The organism is Leclercia sp. LTM14 (assembly GCF_023736175.1).
In the GTDB taxonomy this organism is placed as follows: Bacteria; Pseudomonadota; Gammaproteobacteria; order Enterobacterales; family Enterobacteriaceae; genus Enterobacter; species Enterobacter barmai.
Genome location: NZ_JAIKTT010000002.1, coordinates 116,966 through 135,497 on the forward strand (window position 1 = coordinate 116,966; position 18,532 = coordinate 135,497).

The following is an 18,532-nucleotide window of genomic DNA, read 5'->3' on the forward strand; positions in this document are numbered from 1 at the left end:
GAATGACAACACCTGACTCTGCTTCATCTAAAAAGAAACCCACGCACTATCGCTATATGATTTTGCTGATGGTGTTCCTGAGTATCGCGTTAAATCATGGCGATCGCGCCACGTTCTCCATTGCCGGTACCGATATGGTTAATGCCGCTGGCCTTGATATTGTGGCGCTGGGCTACCTGATATCGACGTTCACCTGGGCTTACGTGCTGGGCCAGTATCCCGGCGGGTGGCTGCTCGATCGTTTCGGCTCCAAACGGGTGCTGGTGACAGGCGTCTTTACCTGGTCGCTGTTTGTTTTCCTGGTGGGGTTCAGCACCTCGTTTGATAACGTCTGGGTCACCCGGATCATGATCTTCGGCTTTATCTTTATGATGGGGTTGATTGAAGCACCGACCCTGCCTGCCAACTCCCGCTTTCTTGCCGCCTGGTTCCCGGCACGTGAACGCGGTAAAGCGTCCGGGTTTACCACGGCGGCACAGTACTTTGCGTTGGTGGTCTTTTTACCCTTAATGGGCTGGTTTTCTTATAGTTACGGCTGGGAATCGGTATTCTGGTTTATGGGCGAGCTGGGCATTCTGGTCTCCCTGTTGATGCACCGGGTGCTTGCCGACACGCCGAAGGTTCACCCGCTGGTGAACAGCGCGGAGCTGGATTATATCCAGTCGGGCGGAGGGCTGACCAACCTTAAGGCCGCGAAAAAAGGTGACAGCGCGGGCAAAGGTTATACCCGCAAGCTGCTGACTAACCGCCTGGCGCTCGGCGTCTATATGGGGCAGTTCTTCTTTACCGTGCTCTCGTACTTCTTCCTGACCTGGTTTCCCGTTTACCTGGTTCACGATCGCGGCATGACCATCCTCAAAGCTGGGTTTGTGGCCTCGTTACCGGCCCTGTGCGGCTGTGCGGGGGCGCTGCTGGGCGGCGTGTTGTCCGATTACATGCTCTCGCGCGGCTTTAGCCTCTCTGCGGCGCGTAAAACGCCGATTGTGATCGGCATGCTGCTGGCGGTGAGCATGGTGATTTGTAACTACGTCGACTCGGCGTGGATTGTGGTGGCAATCATGTCGCTGGCCTTTTTCGGCAAAGGTTCGGGGCGATGGGGTGGTGCGTGGTCTCCGACTTCTCGCCAAAAGAGGCGATTGGCCTGAGCGGCGGACTGTTCAATATGATCGGTAATATTTCCGGGATCTTCACGCCGATTATTATCGCCTACATTATTAAAGACACCGGCTCATTTAACGGGGCGCTTATCTTCGTTGGCGTCTGTGCGTTCCTGAATCTGTGCTGTTATTTATTCGTCGCAGGGAAAATCCAGCGTCTGAGTTTTGACACTGATAATCATGAACCTGAGCGACTTGCGGAGGAGCCTCATGTCAGTCACTAAAAACCTGCGTTTTGCTATTAATCTGGGCAATGCTGTTCTGGCAAGGGAGCTACCGGACGGCAGTCCCGGCGGAATAACGGTCCAGCTGGCGCATAAGATAGCCGCGGAGCTGGGCTGCAGCGCGCAGCTAAAAACTTACCCGGCCGCCGGAAAGGTGGTGGAGGATGCGCAGAAGGATTACTGGGACATCGCCTTTCTGGCGGTGGACCCGCAGCGGGAGACGATCCTGCAGTTTACTCAGCCCTATATCACCATTCAGGGCACGGTGCTGGTTCACGAAGGGAGTTCGTGGCAGAGCGTTGAACAGATGGATAAGCCAGGGGTTGTGATCAACGTCGGTAAGGGGGCGGCATACGATCTGCATCTGACCCGACACCTGCAGCATGCCACCCTCAACCGGCTCGCCTCATCCCAGGCCGCCATTGATGCGTTTCTGCAGGGGGAGGGGGACATGGCGGCGGGAATTCGCCAGCCGCTGGAGCGCACATCTGCCGCGCACTCTGGTTATCGGGTTCTGCCCGATAATTTCGGTCAGATACATCAGGCGATCTGCGTGCCCCGGGGTAATGAACAGCGCTACCACCAGCTTGTTGAGATGCTGACCCGCTGGCAGGTGGACGGGGCGGTGCAGGGGATTATTGATCGTGAACTGGCTATGGCGTAATGGTAAAGCCTGGTGGAAATGTGCTTCGACAATCTCCTTCCTGAAGAAGCCAGTCATGGAAGACGTTGACTTCAGCACGCATGACTTTTTGCTGCGCGGTGACCAGATAATAAGACCAATTGATCTGCCACCGATGGGCGGGATGCAGCTGAGCCAGCTGGCCGGTTTCGGTGTCTCCAGCCGTTGTTCACACGCCGATTTACGAAGGCTTTATTGCGAAAGACGAGGTGAAGGAGGTGATGAACAGCTTTGACAGCTTCCACCCGATCGGTTGCATAGGTACACCGGTTGATATCGCCGAAACCGTGGCTTTCCTGCTTTCTGACAAGACTGGCTGGGTCACCGGCGCTATCTGGGATATTGATGGCGGCGTGATGGCGGGCCGTAACGCCTGATGACCATGCCTTATTTATTTAAAAATGACTCAACCGCGCTGGAGAACCGTCTTGGCTGATCGAGCATGATAAAGTGAAAACTGTCATCGATGCGTGTGAAATGGATATCTCGCGCATTGGTATAGGCTCGACGGTACATTTCATCCACACCGGAGGCAGGCACCCCGAATAAGGCGTCATACGCATAAACGACCTCAATCGGTGCGCTAATGCGGCCAAGCTCGGGGCGCAAGTCGGTAACCATCAATTCATACACAGCGTTTGCAATGGTTCTGCGATCGGAACTGAGCCCAGCAGCCACCAGAGCAGGCCTCACCGCTTCGGTCTTAGCTAAGCGGGCTATGGATGCTTTCTGAAACGCTTCAAATTCTTGCGGCGATTGCGCCAGTATCCACTCCCTTGTAGCAATTGCACGCTGGGAAGCTGTTTCGCTGGTCGCTTCAGGGTCAATCATTAACGAATAGAACGGTAAAGCATCGACAATCATTAAGCGACCAACCCGATCGGGATACCGGGCCCCCAACATCAATGCAATCTCGCCGCCAAGAGAATGGCCAACGATCGCCGGAGCGTTGATGTGCTGGGTGCGGATGTATTCAGCGATGGCGTCAACGACTGGGGCGATGACCTTACCGTCCCGGCTGGCAATTGCGGGTGTACTCGCAAAGCCCGCCAGCTCTAAAATGTGAACGCGGTGGCCAGACTGTAAACCTGATGCTAAATCGGTCCAGATCCCGCGAGACGACGCCAGCCCTGGAATCAATATGACATCCGTTCCTGAGCCTTGCGTCTGAACGGACATCAGCTGCAAATTCGGCTGTTTTGATGCCAGGGGCAGAGATTGAGCTTTGGACGTCGTAATGAACGCAGACATCAGTAAAAAAGTTCCGCCGAGCATCGCACAAATATTTTTGGTATACATCAAATCTTCCTGTTTAAGCCAGCCGGTTTAAAAGAGCGGGAGCCCGGGCCTGGCCTGATTAATTGACCCACTGAGTGCTCAGGCAGAGGAACGGGTCTGGAGTAAGCTGTTAATACTCGCGTTCCAGTAACCCCTCTCCTGGCGACGGCACTCTCTCCAGCCTGACGATATGAGTTCCTTTGCGATCAACCGATTCATCACCCCATGACCTATGAGCAGCACAGGACCGTTTGATTATTTTGCAAACGCAATCAGGATATCCGCAGCCTGAGCGGCGCGTTGTTTCGCTATTCCCAGAGACTCTGCGTTACGGGATATGCCACACAGCCACATCACGCGGAAAAAAGCCGCCCAGAAGAGGGGGGATAACTTGAGAGCGGGCATCCGGATTATGGGCAGGTCTGCTTCCCGGAAGACTTCATCAATGAGGTCCGGTTCCCTCCCTAAAGCCTTCAGGGATGAGAGCGCTCTGGGAAGAGGACTGCTTATGATGTGCAATGCGCTGGATGCTAATGCTTTACTGGATTGCGGGGGCATATCGTTGCCCGTATCAGAGAGATCATATTCTGAAATCCATTCAGCCATCTCAAGGCTTGTTACTCTCGCAGAGCTTGCATAAGCCGGCTTTCCATGACGCATCAGAATAATTTCCATAAAGAGCTTCGTTTTTCTGGTTCTTTTGACGCAGACAGATTAACGCGATGAAGGCAGGTGGCACCACCACCATATTTAGGGTTGACCCCGGTCGATCAGGGTGTGTGACAGATGTAGAACGTTTGGTAAAACCTGATTTTCATACCTGTTAAATCATCAGTTTCAGCCTGATTTATGAAATGGCATAATCAGGCTGGCAAAAGTGGGGGTGAAAGTGGATAAAACATCTAAAAATCAGATACTCGACAGCGACATCGCACGTTTATTGCTTAAACACAGAAAGGCTCGCAACCTGACGGTAACTGAGCTTGCTCAACGATCGGGCGTCAGTCAGGCCATGATTAGCAAGGTGGAACGAGGCACCTCCAGCCCCAGTGCAACGATACTGAGTCGTTTAGCTAACGCGATGAATCTTACGCTATCAAAGCTTTTCGCAGAGCTTGAGCAACATCAGAACTCACTTGTTCTTTTTGCTCATGAGCAGCAGCACTGGACGGATGAACATTCAGGCATTACCCGCTGGTCGCTTTCCCCTGCGGGGGCCTGCCCGGAACTTATAAGAGTTGAGATTCCGGCTAAGGGTGAGCTGACGATCCCCGCCTCCGCGAATGAGCATCTTTCCGGGCAAACACTCTGGATGTTGAGTGGCAGCCTTGATTTTCGCGTCAATCATCAGACCCATCATCTACGCGCCGGTGACTCTCTTGCTCTGACCTTTGCAAGCGAGTGCCAGTTAAGTAATCCTGATAGCGAGCAGGGCTGTTCTTACATCGTTGCTTTTAGCCAAAAAAATCCATGACACTGTGCTGCTACAACGGCTAGTTCCCATTTGCTTTGCTCAGGTGCAACAGGGGATATGGCCTCCCCTGATTATCCCGCTCTGACCGCCCTGAAACCTCAAAACCCATGTGCTGATAAAACCCTACAGCTTGCTGATTTTGTTCATTTACGTCGACGCTGAGATCGGGATGCAGGGCGAGCGCATGTGAGATCAACCCTTTGCCGACGCCAAGTCCGCGAGCAGACGCATCCACAAATAGCGCCTCCAGATGACCATCATGCAAAAACATAAATCCTAATGGTTGGTCATCCTGATTTGTAGCAACCCATACCGGGGTTTCTGAAAAAAAGCCGACAACTTCTTTTTCGATCTCCTGGCGATCCTCTGCTGTCAGAAAATGGTGTGTAGCATCCACTGAACGCTTCCAGATCTGGATAATATCTGGCGCTTCAGCCGGTTGTGACATTCTGATGTTCAACATTTTTATTCCTTAACGTGTTCTTTGCTTTGTGTATTCACATAAAAAATGAGTTCATTAAGATTTACTATAGTGAAAATAAATTCACAATAGTGATTTTATTGACCGGACGCCGCCTGATAACAGGCTTCCATTTCATCAAGTGCATCCTGATGTTCTAACCCCCACTGGTACATTTGCTCAATGGGCTCGGCAAAGGTTCTGCCGAGTGGGGTCAGCCGGTAGTCGACTTTGGGTGGGATCACGTCGTACACATGGCGGGCAATCAACCCCCGCTGTTCCAGTTCTTTCAGCGTCTGGAACAGCATTTTCTTAGAAATTCCCTCCAGGCTACGCTGTAACTCACCGGTGCGTGCGCGTTCATCCGGCCAGTGATACAGCGCGTGCAGCACCATCGTGCTCCATTTAACGTAAAAGAGTTCCATCAGGCGGCGCGGCGGCGAGTCCGCATAAAAATAAAGTTTACCTTCAACCCAGGCTGGCACTGTTCTCTCCTCTGCTTATGGTCACCAAATGGTAACTACTATCAATATGGGATCCTGTTGACTATAGTCTGCCCCCTTGAGTTAGCCTGAACCAGCACATTCCTGAGGTAAGATGAAAATCAATGCATTAGTCGCACATGACGCGACACAACCCCTGACATCGGGCCAGGTTTCGCTGCGCCCGCTACAACAACAGGATGTCAAAATTGAGATCCTCTATTGCGGCGTGTGCCACTCCGATCTCCATATGGCGCGTAACGAATGGGCGGTGAGTGAATATCCCCTGGTGCCGGGGCACGAAATCGTCGGGCGCGTCCTTGAGACTGGCGACGAGGCCACCCATTTTAAACCGGGTGATATCGTCGGTGTGGGCGTGATGGTCGACTCCTGCCGCGAGTGCAATTTCTGCCAGAACCATGAAGAGCAGTACTGCGAAGCTGGGTTTACGGCGACTTATAACGGCCTGGATAAATATACCGGCGAAAGAACCCGGGGCGGCTATGCGCAGAGCGTGATCGTCGATCAACATTTTGTTGTGTCAGTACCGCGCAACCTGCCGCTTGCCGGGGTTGCACCGCTGTTGTGTGCGGGTGTGACTGTCTGGTCGCCGCTGCGCCATTTCAACGTGGCTGCCGGCGATCGCGTGGGTGTTGTGGGCCTGGGTGGGCTAGGCCATATGGCAGTAAAGCTCGCCAGTGCGATGGGGGCGGAAGTGACGCTGTTTACAACCTCCCCGGAGAAGGGCGAAGATGCCCGTCGTCTGGGGGCAAAACGGGTGGTGGTATCGCGCGATGCCGCGCAAATGGCGGCCTGCCACACCTCACTGGATTTTATCATTGACTGCGTGGCGGCACCGCACGACCTGAATCCTTATCTGGCGACGCTGAAAACCAACGGTCGCCTGGTGTTGGTCGGTATTCCGGACCAACCACACGTCTCGCCGGATATTACGCCCATGGTGTTCCGGCGTTTAAGCATCAGCGGATCGTCAATTGGCAGCATTCAGGAAACCCAGGAGATGCTGAACTTCTGCGGCGAGCATAATATTACCGCCGATATCGAAAAGATCGGTGGCGAGGATATTGAGACTGCCTTTGCCCGTATGCTTAAGGGTGACGTAAAGTATCGCTTTGTCATCGATATGCAGGCCACGCACTGGTAGTGGGGCAATAAGCTATTCCGGGCGGCCATTGCTGGTCGCCTGGCATAATTTTGCGTTAATGAGCGGGGAGACATACATGGAGAGTTCGGTCCTGGAAATCACCATCAGCAATGCGCAATGTGAACATTTTGATGCACTGCGCGCCATTGAACTGGCTGCCTTTGAGACACTGCGTGGCGCAGGGGCGGTGACAGGTCAGGCTGTCGCAAATAGCCTGAAGGATTTTTGTGACTTCAGCCGCGACGGTGTGCTGCTTGCCGCGTTTGCTGCAGATTCTACCCCCGTCGGATTTATAGCAGGCACGTTCGAAAGCAACTGGCTGCACATTGCCGAAATTGATGTGCACCCGGACTGGCAAGGGAAGGGGATCGGCAGATTGTTAATGCAGGCGATGCTCGCGTCCACGCGGCAGCGCGACCTGGCTGGCGCCACATTAACAACAGATAAGGTGGCCGCCTTTAATGCAAAATTTTACGCCTCGCTGGGTTTTGAAATAGTGGAAGGGGAATCGTGCCCGCTTCATCTGATAAGCCAGATAGAAGAGGAAATTGGAAAGGGTTTCGATCCGGCGCGGCGCGTCGGGATGCGGTTAGACTTTTAAGGCTGCCAGGGTTTCTGTAACGTATTGACCATAAAAAATCATGAAAAATATCGAACAGCTACGCGCCGAACTCTTCAGAATCGGCGAGAAAATGGGCGGTGGGGTCAGACCCAATCATTACTTCACCATCCCTGACAGTCCTGATGGCCTGGCAACGCCATATCTGGAAATTCATGGTGAAGAATATCATTTCGTCGTCGCTGAACGAGGGATCGAAATAGCGCGTAAAGTGACGCTGAGTGATGATGAGATCCTGTACTGGTTTGTTGACTGTGGTGTGGTCGCTCTGGCTGCAGAGTATGCAGCCCTGAACAGCGCCCCTGATAAGGAATTCAGGCATGTTTATTTCCGAAAACAATATAGTTTACTGCTGTCCATTAAACCTGAATGGGCAACAAGGAAGCGCAAAGAACTGACAGAAATTCTTAGGGGTTAGGGTCAGAAATGTTATTGGTTTGGCGGGGGGAGGCGTGGTGAAGAGGGCCTGTTTTAAAGGGTTGTTTTCCCTTCGTTAGATTCCACTATGTCTGTCGCCGAAGCTAGAGAATGGAATATGACTCACCCAACCCGGGATATAAATTGTCTTCGGAAGAAGCTATACTTTTTCAGATTGTTCTCCCCGTATTATCGCGGCTGCTGACCCGATTAATCTGAGAGAGTAAAACAATGGAAATAAAACGTACCCGAGATTGGCGCAATGCACAGAAGCGACGCAACAAGTCTCGTGATGTCCACAAGGCCTTATTAACCTTCCGTGGCGAAAAAAACTGGAAGATGCTTTACACGCGGTCAGATAAATTGTTACGTGCCGCACAACTGGGGCATGAGTATCCACGTATGACTAACCAACAACGTGCCCTGAGAGGTCTTGAAGAGTATCACTATTCTAATGAACGTACTTTTTATATGCAGTCGTAATCAATGGCGAAGCCCGACGGTGGAACAGGTGTTCCGCCGTTATCCATCCCTTTCCGTACTTTCCGCTGGGACTAGCCGGAATGCTAAAAAAAGAGTCTCTGCTGAATTGCTTCAATGGGCTGATGTTGTCTGCGTGATGGAAGAGAAGCACAAAAACCGTTTATTGGCTCAATATGGCCGGCTCATCGCATTTAAGCCTCTTCATGTGCTCGATATCGCCGATGATTACCTCTTTATGGATCCTGAGTTGATAGCAATATTCAACCATGTCGTACCGGAAAAGCTGGGGCTAACCACTCAAGAAACAGCGAGCCGATAAGGATACTAATAAAAACTACCGAACAAGCAGCTCCAGCCAATCAGGATCCTCAATTTTACGGGAATAGGGCAGCATCGCACGATTAATCAGCTCAAAGAATTCTTGTTCATCCATCTTTACTGCTTCGCTTGTCCCTGGCCCTTCCCATTCATCAAAAAGATGCCAGTAAAGCGATTTCAGCGTATCGACCACCGCCTCGAAAATCTTTACGTCAGGCTCAAACCAATGACACACCAGAAAATACATTTTCTGTTCTGCATCATGGATGGACGCGCACCGGGAAAGTTGACTCATAAAGAGCTTTATCCAGATCAGTGCTGCTGTTTTGAACGATGGCAGAACTATCCGCTGCTCGGCCAGGTACCGCGACAGATATAATTCCACCTCGGTCCGTTCAGGTTGATTATCAAGCCCCAGTGAAGCGAGAATTAAAAGCGTTTCCGAATCATTTCCTGCGGTAATTTGAGCTTCAGCCCATGCAACGATCAGACCGTCCAGATCACTGTGGAGAAAGTGATATTTCCGTGAAAAAACAATCAGTCCGAGCAAATCGTTGAGTGAGTATAAACCAGGCATCTGATATTCCCTTTCCTGTGAGCGAGAAGCGGCAGCTGTTAACGATTTAATTGTTGTTGATTACGAGATCATTCGAACCTGAACGCTGGTTCAATCTGCCGGGCTATTACCCTAAGGGTGAGCCCTTCTTCAAATCAGAATACCCGTTTTGAGATCGAGCTTAAAAGATTCCCAGCCTCCTGGTGGGTCCCATTCTCCCTCACCAAGCACCGTATCATTCTCTATGGATGTAACGATCACGCCATCGATGGCGCACTGCCCGGATTTCCAGAGAATGCCCGCAGCAATATCCATCAGAAAAACGTGGCAGTAAGTGGCGACCAGAACCCGATCCTGTAGTCTGTCAGAATGGATGTCAGGAACTGAGTAAAGATGGCCAACGTAATCACCCAGTGGATAGCTTCTGAACGTATGTGTGGCCATCTCAAAAACATGAAAGTGGTCGCCACAAATGATAGCCACGTGGGATTCATTCAGGAGAAAACCAGAAAAGGCGCTGGAAATAAGCCAGCCATCCTCATCTGCACGTATATATAACTGTAAAATCAGAAGGGGCTCACCGTCGTTACTGATTAGCAATCGCCGATCCTTTTCTCCATTAGGGCCAAAAGGATTGACGTCGATGATCGAAACACCTTCTGTTTCATCACCGGGTGCAGGCTGTTCATGCCAGGTTGCTTGTAATGACATTGAGTATCCATGTATGGTCAGCGATTGTAATAAAAAGGAGAGATGATGTTTACCCCGGAATTTATATCTGAAGATGGCGGAGAGTTTGTTCTCGTAGCCAATCACTGCCTGGGCTCTCCGGAATCGATAAGTCTCAGTATTGCTTATAATACAGCCAGAATATCATATGGGCGATCACAGCTTCCTCCTCACATTCAAACTTGCAGGGTCGTTTACGACACCAGAGGACAATCAATCTCCGACCAGGTTAGAGCCCAGATCAGACAAGCGCTTGAGCAGGTAGCTATTGTGGAGTTTAAAAGCTGATGGGACTTCAGTTAATCGTAAAAGCCGACCTTAAGAAGATAGAAAAATCGTTAGGGTCGCTGGCGTCAGAATGCGAGATTTTCCCGGTCGCTGAAGGCCTTTTTGGTATTTCAGTACCGGAAAGAATTCTCTCCTCCCTGGGGGACGATGTCGTTCAGCGCAAACTTCAGAAACTAAAACGTTTTGACCTCTGGCAGGGATCATGGCAAGAATCTGAGCGAAGTTGGCTCCATAAAATAGTGAGGGCGAGTGAATAATACAGATGTCATTATTTCTTACCGCTGCGCAGATGAAAAACCCATTTTGGAGCTGTTATGTTTAAATCGTTCGCCTGGATAAATGAGCCTGCAACGTGGCAGTGCCAGAACGGCACTCTACAGGTCACCACCGATGACAAAACTGATTTCTGGCGCGAAACCTGGTACGGGTTTGAACGCTTTTCCGGTCATGTCTTTGCCACTGAGGCTGAGGGCGATTTTACTTTCCAGCTCAAAATCTGCGCAGACTTTACCACGCTGTACGATCAGGCCGGATTGATGATGATAGGTGATGAACAGCACTGGTTAAAAGCGGGGATTGAATATAACGACGGCGCGCCGCCATTGGCAGCGTGCTGACGCTCGGTCATTCCGACTGGGCTACAGGAATTTTTCCCGGCGATGCGCGAGCGTTCTGGCTCAGGCTCACGCGTAAAGGAGACAGCCTGAGACTGCAGTATTCAACGGAGGGACAGACGTGGCCTTTAATACGCCTGAGCTATTTTCCGCCGGGGCCGGTCAGGATCGGTGCAATGTGTTGTACTCCGGAGCGGGCGGGCCTGGATGTCGTGTTTGAGGACATCCTTTTAACGCCGCCGCTGGATAAGGCACTGCATGATTTGAGCTAATGTCACAAGGCCATTCCCAAAGTACTTTCCCACCGTACACAGACATTTCCCTTAGCGTTCTCCTTTCGAGAACGCTATCTTATCAAGAGTTCAATTTTCACCCGCTCCCCGGCATGGCAACGTTATCCGCACATGAACATAACAATACTGCTGTGACGGAAGGTTTTATGACATCGACCCTGGCCCTCAACCAATCAGAGCTGATCATTGATAATCAGCCTTACCATTTCTGGATCTCACCCGGCTGCTGCCGCTGGAGAGATTGCAGACCATCCCTTTCTGCCTGCGCGTGCTGCTGGAAAACGTGGCCCTGCGTTCGCCGGGAGCGCTGCCCGCGTTTTTGCAGATGCTTGCCGGGTCGGCGGAGAAGGGCGAAGTGGCCTTTTATCCCGATCGTCTGATGTTTCACGACACCACCTGCCTGCCGGCGCTGGCCGATTTTGCCGCCATGCGCGATCTCACGACCGAACTGGGCGGCGATGCCACGACGATTAACCCGCGCATTCCGGCGGTGCTGACTATCGATCACTCGGTGATTGTCGAAAGCTATGCGTCACCCGCCGCGCTGGAAGAGAATCTGCGCTTCGATTTTCGTCGTAATGCCGAACGCTACCGCTTTATTCGCTGGGCAGAAAAGAGCCTGGATAATTTCCGGGTGATCCCGCCCGGCACCGGGATCATCCATCTGATGAACCTCGAGGCCGTCGCAGAGGTGGTGACGGTGGATAACACCGCTGCCGTTCCGCTGCTGCATGCGGACTGCATGATCGCCACCGACAGCCATACCCCGATGATCAACGCCCTGGGCATTTTGGGGTGGGGCGTGGGCGGCCTCGAAGGGCAGGCCGCGCTGGTGGGGGAACCGGTCACGCTGCGTTTCCCTGAGGTAGTGGGCATCTCGCTCTCCGGCGCACTCTCCTCTGAGGTGAGCGACAGCGATCTGGCCCTGCACATCACCCGTCTGCTGCGGGAGACGGGCGTGGTGGGTAAATTTGTCGAGTTCACCGGGCCGGCGTTAGCCGCTATGTCGGTTGAATCCCGGGCCACCATCGCCAATATGGCCCCGGAATACGGCGCGACGGTGGTGTTCTTTCCGTTTGACGAACGCAGTGCCGAATACGTTGCCTTAACGGGGCGGAGCGAAGAAAAGCAGGCGTTAATCCGGGCCTATATGCAGGCGCAACACCTGTGGCGCACAGAAGCGTCGCCGCAGCCTGCGTTCAGCCAGCGCATAGAGCTCGATCTTTCGACTATCGAGCCCTGCATGGCCGGGCCGGTAAACCCGCACCAGCAGATCCCGCTGGGGCAGGCGGCCAGCAGCTTCGACGAGACGCTGAGCGTCGAAGCGAAAGGGCGGCAGTGGACGCGGGCGGACTACCCGGAGCCGATCCGCCAGGGGGCGGTGGCCATCGCGGCGATTACCAGTTGCACCACCACCGCGAACCCGTGGCTGATTGTTCAGGCGGCGCTCTTTGCCCGCAACGCCGCGAAGCACGGCCTTAAGCCAAAGCCCTGGGTGAAAACCTCGTTCTCGCCGGGCTCACGTGCGGTGACCGACTATCTCAGCGAGTCGGGTTTGCTGTCCGAACTGGAAAAGGTCGGTTTTGACGTGACGGGCTACGGCTGCATGACCTGCATCGGCAGCTCCGGGGCGCTGCAACCGGCCATGGAGGCGCTGGTCAACGACGGCCTGCAGGCGGTCTGCGTCCTCTCCGGCAACCGTAATTTCCCCCGTCGGGTGAATCCCTCCCTCGGACACGGCTATCTGACCTCTCCGGCGCTGGTGATCGCCTGGGCTCTCGCAGGCCATATCTCTCATGACATGCTGAACGAACCGCTCGGGGTTGACGACGCGCAGCGCCCGATCATGATGCGCGATCTTATGCCGTCGCGCGAAGAGGTAGAAACCTGGCTCGGGCGGGTAATGAAACGCGAGCACTACGTTAAGCGCCGGGAGATTATCTGGCAGGGTACGGGCCACTGGCAGGAGATCGTTGCCCCGGGAAGTGTGCACTATCCCTGGGAGGCGGGCTCCACCTATCTGCGCCGTCCGGGTTATCTTGAGCGTTTACCCCGGGATCCCGCCGCGCCGCTGACGCTCTCCGGCGCGCATCCGTTCCTGTGGTTAGGGGATGATGTCACCACCGACCATATCTCTCCGGCCGGAGCGATCCCGCTGGCGAGTCTCGCCGGGCAGTGGCTGATTGAGCATCACGAAGACCCGCAGGACCTGAATTTATACTCCACGCGTCGCAGCAATCACGAGGTGATGGTGCGCGGAGCTTTCAGTAATACCGCACTCTCTAACCGCCTGCTTCCGGCGGCGCTACGTGGCGGCGGCGGAAAGGCCTGGGATGCCGCGCATCAGCAGATCCTGCCCGCGTATGACGCCGCGCAAAGCTGGCTGCAACGTGAAACGCCGTTGGTGATCTTCGCCGGAGAGCGCTACGGCGCGGGCTCCAGCCGGGACTGGGCCGCTAAAGCCCAGGCGCTGCTGGGGGTGAAGGCGGTGATAGCGCAGAGTTTCGAGCGGATCCACCGCACCAACCTGATCGGCATGGGGATTTTGCCTTTGCATCTCGACCCGGCTGACGCCGCGCGCCTGCCGGAGATGGACGGGCGCGAAGCGATCGACGTGGAAGGGCTGGAAAACCTCCAGGCGGGCAGGACGCAGCTGACGATGCGTATCCGGCGGGACAACAGCCTGCTGGGCGAATTCGGGCTGACGCTGACCCTCGATTCGCAGCAGGAGCTGCGTTATCTCCGCCACGGCGGTATTTTGCCGTATGTTATTCAGCAAACGCTGAAGCATTAACCATGGATAAAACAATGCGCTTTGATCTGGTCTCTCTATCACTGTTCGTGGCGGTCGCCGAGGAGCAAAACCTCACCCACGCGGCCCGCAGGAAGCATACCGCGGTATCGGCGGTCAGCAAGCGTATCGCGGAGCTGGAGCAGCAGGTGGGCACCCCGCTGATGCTGCGCATGCCCCGGGGCATCACCCTTACCCCGGCGGGCCACTCCTTGCTCTACCATGCCCGCCAGGTGTTCCGCAATCTTGAGAAGATGGAAGAAGAGCTCAGTGACTATGCCGCGGGGATCCGCGGCCATATCCGCATCTACACCATCTCGGCGGCGCTGATGAATAACCTGCCGCGGGTGGTGAGCGACTATCTGGCCCACTATCCGCAGACCGATATTGAGATTGAGGAGCACACCGGGATAAGCGTGGTGCAGGGGCTGCTGTCGGGCGAGGCGGACGTCGGGTTCTTCTCCAGCTGGACGTCTGCGGCGGGGATCGTCTCCTGGCCCTGGCAGCACGATCTGCTGTCGGTGCTGGTGTGGCCCACTCACCCCCTGGCGGGGCGCAGCGAGCTGAAATTTGAAGACATTATTGATGAGAAGCTGATTGGCGCGCACCGCAACAGCGCCGTGAGCCACATCCTTGAGCGCCAGGCCCGCGCCTGCGGTAAGACCCTCAGCGTCGGGCTGCGGGTGAGCAGCTTTATCTCCATGGCCGAGCTGGTGGCCCAGCAGCTGGGGATCGCCATTGTTCCGGTGAACGAGGTAGCCTCTTCAACGCTGCACAGCGGCGTGCGGTTAATTCCCCTCGCCGAGCCCTGGGCGCAGCGGGAGCTGCTGGTGGGCGTAAAAGATTACGCCCAGGCCTCGCCGTCGGTTAAATCCCTTATCGGCAGCCTGATCCCCTGTGAACCTGCCGAGGAGTAGTCAGGCAAAACAGATGCAGGTGGGGCTGGCAGTGGCAACCACGACATCCGTTGCCGACAACATGCCGGTTTCACTGTCGACGTCGAACACCTGAAGAGTGTCGGAATCTTCGTTAGCGCTGATGAACTGCCTGCCGTCGGGCGACAGAGTGGTAAAGCGAGGCGTTTTTCCGCCGCACGGCACCCAGCCAACAGGCGTGAGCGAGCCATCCTGCGGGCTGACGCTGAACACAGCGATGGAGTCATGCCCGCGGTTGGCGGCATAGACAAAACGCCCGGAAGGATGCACCTCGATCTCACTGGCGTCGCTGCGCAGGTCGTAACCCTCCGGCAGCGCGCTGAGAGTTTGCCGCAGCGAGAGCGTGCCGTTTTCCCGGTCAACGTGAAAAAAGGTGACGGTGCTGCTCAGCTCGCTGATGCCGTACAGCCACTGGCCGTTGGGATGAAAATCGGCGTGGCGGGGCCAGCTGCCTGCCGGGAGCATCACCTCATCGGCAAGGCATGAGCGGGTCTGCTCCCAGTGATAAAGGCGCATCATATCGATGCCGTTGCCCGCCTTGCGGCCCTGAACCGGGACGGCAAAGAGATTGCACCCCGGCGCAAAAACGATCTCGTGCGGACGGGACAGGGAGTCAGAACCGGTATGACCGGCGATGCGGGCGAAATCGATGGGCGGCTCCAGCCCTTTATCGCTGATCGGCAGGGCGGCAATGTTGCCCCCTTCATGGTTGGCGATCAGCAGCGTGTTGCCGTCGGGCGTCAGCGCGGCCCCAACCGGATTATTTCTGCGGGCGGGCTCCAGATCCGGGTGAGGGTGGCGTGGCCCGGTGGTCTGCTCGCTACTTAACGTCAGCAGGCCGGTGTCAGGATCGCGATCGAACACCGCCACGCGGTCGCCATCGCCGTGCAGCGCATACAGCCGGTTGCGCCGCATATCAAGCGTCAGCCACGAGGGATTTTCCTGCACGGAAGCCAGGCACTGTAGCGGCTCCCATTTACCCGACTCGGTAATGCGGAACAGGGTGATCCCCTTACCGCGCGCACTGCGCCATGCCGAAGTCCGGCAGCCAACGTAAGCATAGGTTGTCATGATAGCTCCTGTTTTCTTTGCATTTTTTATAATATAAATGCATTTATCGTGCCGTGATGGTTGTCTCGTTTCTCAGTGCCAACCCTCGTTATGCCTGTGTATTTGCGGCTTTAATGGCAGATTTCCTGCCATGAAGATAACGAATGCAGATTCTTTTCTGTCTTGATAATTGCATTTAATTATTTGCAAATGCAGAAATTGAACGATCTTGCTCACATTTCCAACAAGGTCAGGTTGCGGAATGACTATGCCCACCGCTTAATGTTAATGAGAAGTGAGCAATGTTAATAATCTGCAACGGGAGAGGGGTATGACCCAACGTATCGCGTATGTAACATCGGGAATGGGGAGTCTCGGCACAGCTATTTGTCGTCGGCTGGCGCAGGACGGATTTATTGTCATCGCGGGTTGCGGGCCGAATTCCAAAAGAAAAGACGCCTGGCTGGAAGATAACAGGAAATTAGGTTTTGATTTTATTGCCTCTGAGGGAAACGTTGCAGACTGGAATTCCACGGTAAAAGCCTTTGAAAAGATCCGCGCGGAAGTGGGCGAGGTCGACGTGCTGATTAATAATTCCGGCACGGCGCGCAACGTATTATTTCGCGATATGCAGCCCCAGGAGTGGCAGGCGGTTATTGATACCAATATGAACTCCTTATTTAACGTCACGCGTCAGGTAGTGGACAGCATGATGGCGCGCGGTTGGGGGCGCATTATTAATATCTCCTCGTTAAACGCGCAGATTGGCACCGTCGGCCAGGTGAACTACTCCACCGCAAAATATGCCGTCCGGGGCTTTACCCGCGCCCTGGCGCGCGAGGTGTCGGCGCGCGGCGTCACGGTGAATACCGTCTCCCCTGGCTACCTTGCCACCAGCAAACTGAAGACCGTCACCCCCGTTCAGGTCATCGACAAGATTGTGCAGGAAATACCGGTCAGGCGGCTGGGATCGCCAAAAGAAATTGCCTCTATTTGCGCCTGGCTTGCCTCCGATGAAGCCGGATATGCCACCGGGGCGAACTTCTCCGTCAACGGCGGCATGCACATGAGTTAATCGCTTTTCCACAACAATTAAATTACGTACATAACTTCATTACGCATTTAGCAATATCTGCGTCGGAGACTCTTATGCTCTCGTTCCTGGGTTACGGCATGATTGTGGTCTTTATGATCCTTATCATGACCAAAAAATTATCCGCGCTGACGGCCCTGACTATTATTCCCATCCTGTTTGCGCTTATTGCCGGTTTCGGCGGTGAGATGGGCGATATGATGATTGAGGGGTTAAAGAAGGTCGCGCCTACCGCGATTATGGTGATTTTTGCCATTCTTTATTTTTGTACCATGTTCGATACCGGATTATTCGATCCGATAATCCGCTTCTTCCTGCGCATTATTAACGGCGACCCGGTTAAAGCGGTGATGTGTACGGCGCTGCTGGCGGCGATGGTCTCTCTGGACGGCGACGGATCAACCACCTACATGATCTGCGTGACGGCGATGCTGCCGCTGTTTAAGCGTATTCGTCTCGACCCGCTGGCCCTGACCTGCGTGGTGTTCCTCTCCGGGAGCGTCACCAACCTGCTGCCGTGGGGCGGGCCGCTGGCGCGCGTGTCGGCGTCGTTAAAGGTGGAGTCGAGCGAGCTGTTTATCCCGCTGATCCCCTCGATGATCTGCGGCCTGGTGGGGGTGCTGGTGCTCTCCTGGTATATCGGCATTCGTGAACGCCGCCGCCTGGGCAAGCTGAGCATTCAGACCAACGGCAACGGCGCGGTTACGGAAGAGGATGCCGAGAGCTATCTGCCTGCCATCAATGAGGTGAATGACGAGCTGCGTCGGCCAAAAATGTTCTGGCTCAATGCCGCCCTGACGCTGGCGCTGATGGCCTCGCTGGTGATGGAACTGCTCCCGCTGTCGGTGCTGTTTATGGTTGCCTTTGCGATTGCGCTGCTGATTAACTATCCGCATCTGGATGCCCAGCGCCAGCGTATCGCGGCCCATGCGCCTGCCGCGCTGAACCAGACCTCTATCTTCCTGGCGGCGGGGATCTTCGCCGGTATTCTCTCCGGCACCGGGATGGTGACCGCCATGTCCAACACGCTGTTAGACGTGCTGCCCCAGTCCTGGGGGCCGTATCTGGCGCCGATCACCGCCCTTATCAGCCTGCCGGGCACGTTCTTTATGTCCAACGACGCCTTCTATTATGGCGTGCTGCCGGTCCTGGCCGAGGCGGCCAAAGCCTACGGTATCGATCCGGTGGAGATTGGCCGCGCGTCGTTGGTGGGCCAGCCGGTGCACCTGTTAAGCCCGCTGGTGGCCTCAACCTATCTGCTGGTGGGGCTTGCGGGGGTGGAATTCAGCGACCATCAGAAATACACCTTCAAGTGGGCGTTCCTGCTGTGCATGATCTTCCTCGGGTCGGGGCTCTTGCTGGGGCTCTATCCGGTCTATTCCGTTGCCAGCTGACAGCAAAACGGCTCACACTGTGAGCCGTTT

The 18,532-nt window shown here is 54.7% G+C and carries 19 protein-coding genes and 3 pseudogenes; 15 read left to right on the top strand and 7 right to left on the bottom strand.

All coding sequences use genetic code 11. The features are described 5' to 3' along the window. Positions 1-2: 2 nt before the first annotated feature. The 3 genes and pseudogenes from K5I40_RS04920 to K5I40_RS04930 form a co-directional block, all read left to right on the top strand. Positions 3-1,381: pseudogene (locus K5I40_RS04920) on the top strand (MFS transporter). After that, positions 1,368-2,045 (top strand): ABC transporter substrate-binding protein, encoded by a 678-nt coding sequence (locus tag K5I40_RS04925; protein WP_223075378.1) that lies wholly within the window; start codon positions 1,368-1,370, stop codon positions 2,043-2,045. Before K5I40_RS04920 ends, K5I40_RS04925 begins: the two are co-directional and overlap by 14 nt. Before the next feature lie 167 nt (positions 2,046-2,212). Next, positions 2,213-2,440, top strand: a pseudogene (locus tag K5I40_RS04930) (SDR family oxidoreductase); the annotation flags it as partial. A gap of 10 nt (positions 2,441-2,450) precedes the next feature. Here K5I40_RS04930 and K5I40_RS04935 read toward each other — a convergent pair. Together K5I40_RS04935 and K5I40_RS04940 are read right to left on the bottom strand one after the other, a co-directional pair. Further along, positions 2,451-3,362, bottom strand: a complete 912-nt coding sequence (locus tag K5I40_RS04935) for an alpha/beta fold hydrolase (protein ID WP_223075377.1) — start codon at positions 3,360-3,362, stop codon at positions 2,451-2,453. A 234-nt stretch (positions 3,363-3,596) separates the two neighbouring features. Further along, a complete protein-coding gene (locus K5I40_RS04940; RefSeq protein ID WP_309241928.1) occupies positions 3,597-4,016 on the bottom strand; it encodes a histidine phosphatase family protein in 420 nt (139 codons plus the stop codon). Between the two features lie 214 nt (positions 4,017-4,230). Between K5I40_RS04940 and K5I40_RS04945 the strand changes: the two genes are divergently transcribed. Next, positions 4,231-4,815 (top strand): XRE family transcriptional regulator, encoded by a 585-nt coding sequence (locus K5I40_RS04945; RefSeq protein WP_223075376.1) that lies wholly within the window; start codon positions 4,231-4,233, stop codon positions 4,813-4,815. Positions 4,816-4,834: 19 nt separating this feature from the next. Here the strand turns inward: K5I40_RS04945 and K5I40_RS04950 are convergent, their stop codons facing one another. Beyond that, positions 4,835-5,278: an acetyltransferase gene (locus tag K5I40_RS04950; RefSeq protein WP_223075375.1), complete on the bottom strand. Its 444-nt coding sequence runs from the start codon at positions 5,276-5,278 to the stop codon at positions 4,835-4,837. A gap of 95 nt (positions 5,279-5,373) precedes the next feature. After that, a complete protein-coding gene (locus tag K5I40_RS04955) occupies positions 5,374-5,760 on the bottom strand; it encodes a helix-turn-helix domain-containing protein (protein WP_223075374.1) in 387 nt (128 codons plus the stop codon). Between the two features lie 112 nt (positions 5,761-5,872). On the opposite strand from K5I40_RS04955, the gene K5I40_RS04960 reads away from it, so the two are divergent. The 5 genes from K5I40_RS04960 (at position 5,873) to K5I40_RS04980 (ending at position 8,760) form a co-directional block, all read left to right on the top strand. Further along, positions 5,873-6,922 (top strand): NAD(P)-dependent alcohol dehydrogenase, encoded by a 1,050-nt coding sequence (locus tag K5I40_RS04960; protein ID WP_223075373.1) that lies wholly within the window; start codon positions 5,873-5,875, stop codon positions 6,920-6,922. Positions 6,923-6,998: 76 nt separating this feature from the next. Next, positions 6,999-7,523 (top strand): GNAT family N-acetyltransferase, encoded by a 525-nt coding sequence (locus K5I40_RS04965; RefSeq protein WP_223075372.1) that lies wholly within the window; start codon positions 6,999-7,001, stop codon positions 7,521-7,523. Positions 7,524-7,563: 40 nt separating this feature from the next. After that, on the top strand, positions 7,564-7,959 hold the full coding sequence (locus tag K5I40_RS04970) for an Imm63 family immunity protein (protein ID WP_223075371.1): 396 nt from the start codon (positions 7,564-7,566) through the stop codon (positions 7,957-7,959). A 230-nt stretch (positions 7,960-8,189) separates the two neighbouring features. Continuing rightward, complete coding sequence (locus tag K5I40_RS04975; protein WP_223075370.1) at positions 8,190-8,441, top strand: hypothetical protein; 252 nt, start codon at positions 8,190-8,192, stop codon at positions 8,439-8,441. Then, positions 8,413-8,760 carry a low molecular weight protein tyrosine phosphatase family protein gene (locus K5I40_RS04980; protein WP_223075369.1) on the top strand — a complete coding sequence of 116 codons (348 nt, stop codon included), beginning with the start codon at positions 8,413-8,415 and terminating at the stop codon, positions 8,758-8,760. Before K5I40_RS04975 ends, K5I40_RS04980 begins: the two co-directional genes overlap by 29 nt. Before the next feature lie 15 nt (positions 8,761-8,775). Here K5I40_RS04980 and K5I40_RS04985 read toward each other — a convergent pair whose 3' ends face one another. Then, on the bottom strand, positions 8,776-9,336 hold the full coding sequence (locus K5I40_RS04985) for a hypothetical protein (protein ID WP_223075368.1): 561 nt from the start codon (positions 9,334-9,336) through the stop codon (positions 8,776-8,778). 129 nt (positions 9,337-9,465) lie between these two features. Further along, positions 9,466-10,131 carry a hypothetical protein gene (locus tag K5I40_RS04990; RefSeq protein ID WP_231568109.1) on the bottom strand — a complete coding sequence of 222 codons (666 nt, stop codon included), beginning with the start codon at positions 10,129-10,131 and terminating at the stop codon, positions 9,466-9,468. Between the two features lie 200 nt (positions 10,132-10,331). On the opposite strand from K5I40_RS04990, the gene K5I40_RS04995 reads away from it, so the two are divergent. The 4 genes and pseudogenes from K5I40_RS04995 to K5I40_RS05010 all read left to right on the top strand — a co-directional run bounded on the left by K5I40_RS04995 (position 10,332) and on the right by K5I40_RS05010 (position 14,947). Further along, the gene (locus K5I40_RS04995; protein ID WP_039028598.1) at positions 10,332-10,589 is read left to right on the top strand and encodes a hypothetical protein; all 258 of its coding nucleotides are present in this window, start codon (positions 10,332-10,334) and stop codon (positions 10,587-10,589) included. Between the two features lie 57 nt (positions 10,590-10,646). Then, positions 10,647-11,218, top strand: a pseudogene (locus K5I40_RS05000) (DUF1349 domain-containing protein). Between the two features lie 262 nt (positions 11,219-11,480). Then, complete coding sequence (locus K5I40_RS05005) at positions 11,481-14,033, top strand: aconitate hydratase (RefSeq protein WP_251929548.1); 2,553 nt, start codon at positions 11,481-11,483, stop codon at positions 14,031-14,033. Positions 14,034-14,035: 2 nt separating this feature from the next. Further along, positions 14,036-14,947 (top strand): LysR family transcriptional regulator, encoded by a 912-nt coding sequence (locus K5I40_RS05010; protein WP_052246149.1) that lies wholly within the window; start codon positions 14,036-14,038, stop codon positions 14,945-14,947. Here the strand turns inward: K5I40_RS05010 and K5I40_RS05015 are convergent, their stop codons facing one another. After that, complete coding sequence (locus K5I40_RS05015; protein WP_223075366.1) at positions 14,948-16,036, bottom strand: lactonase family protein; 1,089 nt, start codon at positions 16,034-16,036, stop codon at positions 14,948-14,950. A 310-nt stretch (positions 16,037-16,346) separates the two neighbouring features. Between K5I40_RS05015 and phbB the strand changes: the two genes are divergently transcribed. Together phbB and K5I40_RS05025 are read left to right on the top strand one after the other, a co-directional pair. Beyond that, positions 16,347-17,090 (top strand): acetoacetyl-CoA reductase, encoded by a 744-nt coding sequence (phbB, locus tag K5I40_RS05020; protein WP_039028602.1) that lies wholly within the window; start codon positions 16,347-16,349, stop codon positions 17,088-17,090. A gap of 74 nt (positions 17,091-17,164) precedes the next feature. Further along, positions 17,165-18,502: a CitMHS family transporter gene (locus K5I40_RS05025; protein WP_139565210.1), complete on the top strand. Its 1,338-nt coding sequence runs from the start codon at positions 17,165-17,167 to the stop codon at positions 18,500-18,502. Positions 18,503-18,532: the final 30 nt, after the last annotated feature.

What these genes read in the sequence shown, in the direction of transcription:
- K5I40_RS05025 (WP_139565210.1), top strand. Translation starts at nt 17,165, where the DNA reads ATGCTCTCGTTCCTGGGTTACGGCATGATTGTGGTCTTTATGATCCTT.
- K5I40_RS04985 (WP_223075368.1), bottom strand. Translation starts at nt 9,336, where the DNA reads ATGCCTGGTTTATACTCACTCAACGATTTGCTCGGACTGATTGTTTTT.
- K5I40_RS04960 (WP_223075373.1), top strand. Translation starts at nt 5,873, where the DNA reads ATGAAAATCAATGCATTAGTCGCACATGACGCGACACAACCCCTGACA.
- K5I40_RS04975 (WP_223075370.1), top strand. Translation starts at nt 8,190, where the DNA reads ATGGAAATAAAACGTACCCGAGATTGGCGCAATGCACAGAAGCGACGC.
- K5I40_RS04995 (WP_039028598.1), top strand. Translation starts at nt 10,332, where the DNA reads ATGGGACTTCAGTTAATCGTAAAAGCCGACCTTAAGAAGATAGAAAAA.
- K5I40_RS04935 (WP_223075377.1), bottom strand. Translation starts at nt 3,362, where the DNA reads ATGTATACCAAAAATATTTGTGCGATGCTCGGCGGAACTTTTTTACTG.
- K5I40_RS04940 (WP_309241928.1), bottom strand. Translation starts at nt 4,016, where the DNA reads ATGGAAATTATTCTGATGCGTCATGGAAAGCCGGCTTATGCAAGCTCT.
- K5I40_RS05010 (WP_052246149.1), top strand. Translation starts at nt 14,036, where the DNA reads ATGGATAAAACAATGCGCTTTGATCTGGTCTCTCTATCACTGTTCGTG.
- K5I40_RS05015 (WP_223075366.1), bottom strand. Translation starts at nt 16,036, where the DNA reads ATGACAACCTATGCTTACGTTGGCTGCCGGACTTCGGCATGGCGCAGT.
- K5I40_RS04925 (WP_223075378.1), top strand. Translation starts at nt 1,368, where the DNA reads ATGTCAGTCACTAAAAACCTGCGTTTTGCTATTAATCTGGGCAATGCT.
- phbB (WP_039028602.1), top strand. Translation starts at nt 16,347, where the DNA reads ATGACCCAACGTATCGCGTATGTAACATCGGGAATGGGGAGTCTCGGC.
- K5I40_RS04980 (WP_223075369.1), top strand. Translation starts at nt 8,413, where the DNA reads ATGAACGTACTTTTTATATGCAGTCGTAATCAATGGCGAAGCCCGACG.
- K5I40_RS04965 (WP_223075372.1), top strand. Translation starts at nt 6,999, where the DNA reads ATGGAGAGTTCGGTCCTGGAAATCACCATCAGCAATGCGCAATGTGAA.
- K5I40_RS04950 (WP_223075375.1), bottom strand. Translation starts at nt 5,278, where the DNA reads ATGTTGAACATCAGAATGTCACAACCGGCTGAAGCGCCAGATATTATC.
- K5I40_RS04970 (WP_223075371.1), top strand. Translation starts at nt 7,564, where the DNA reads ATGAAAAATATCGAACAGCTACGCGCCGAACTCTTCAGAATCGGCGAG.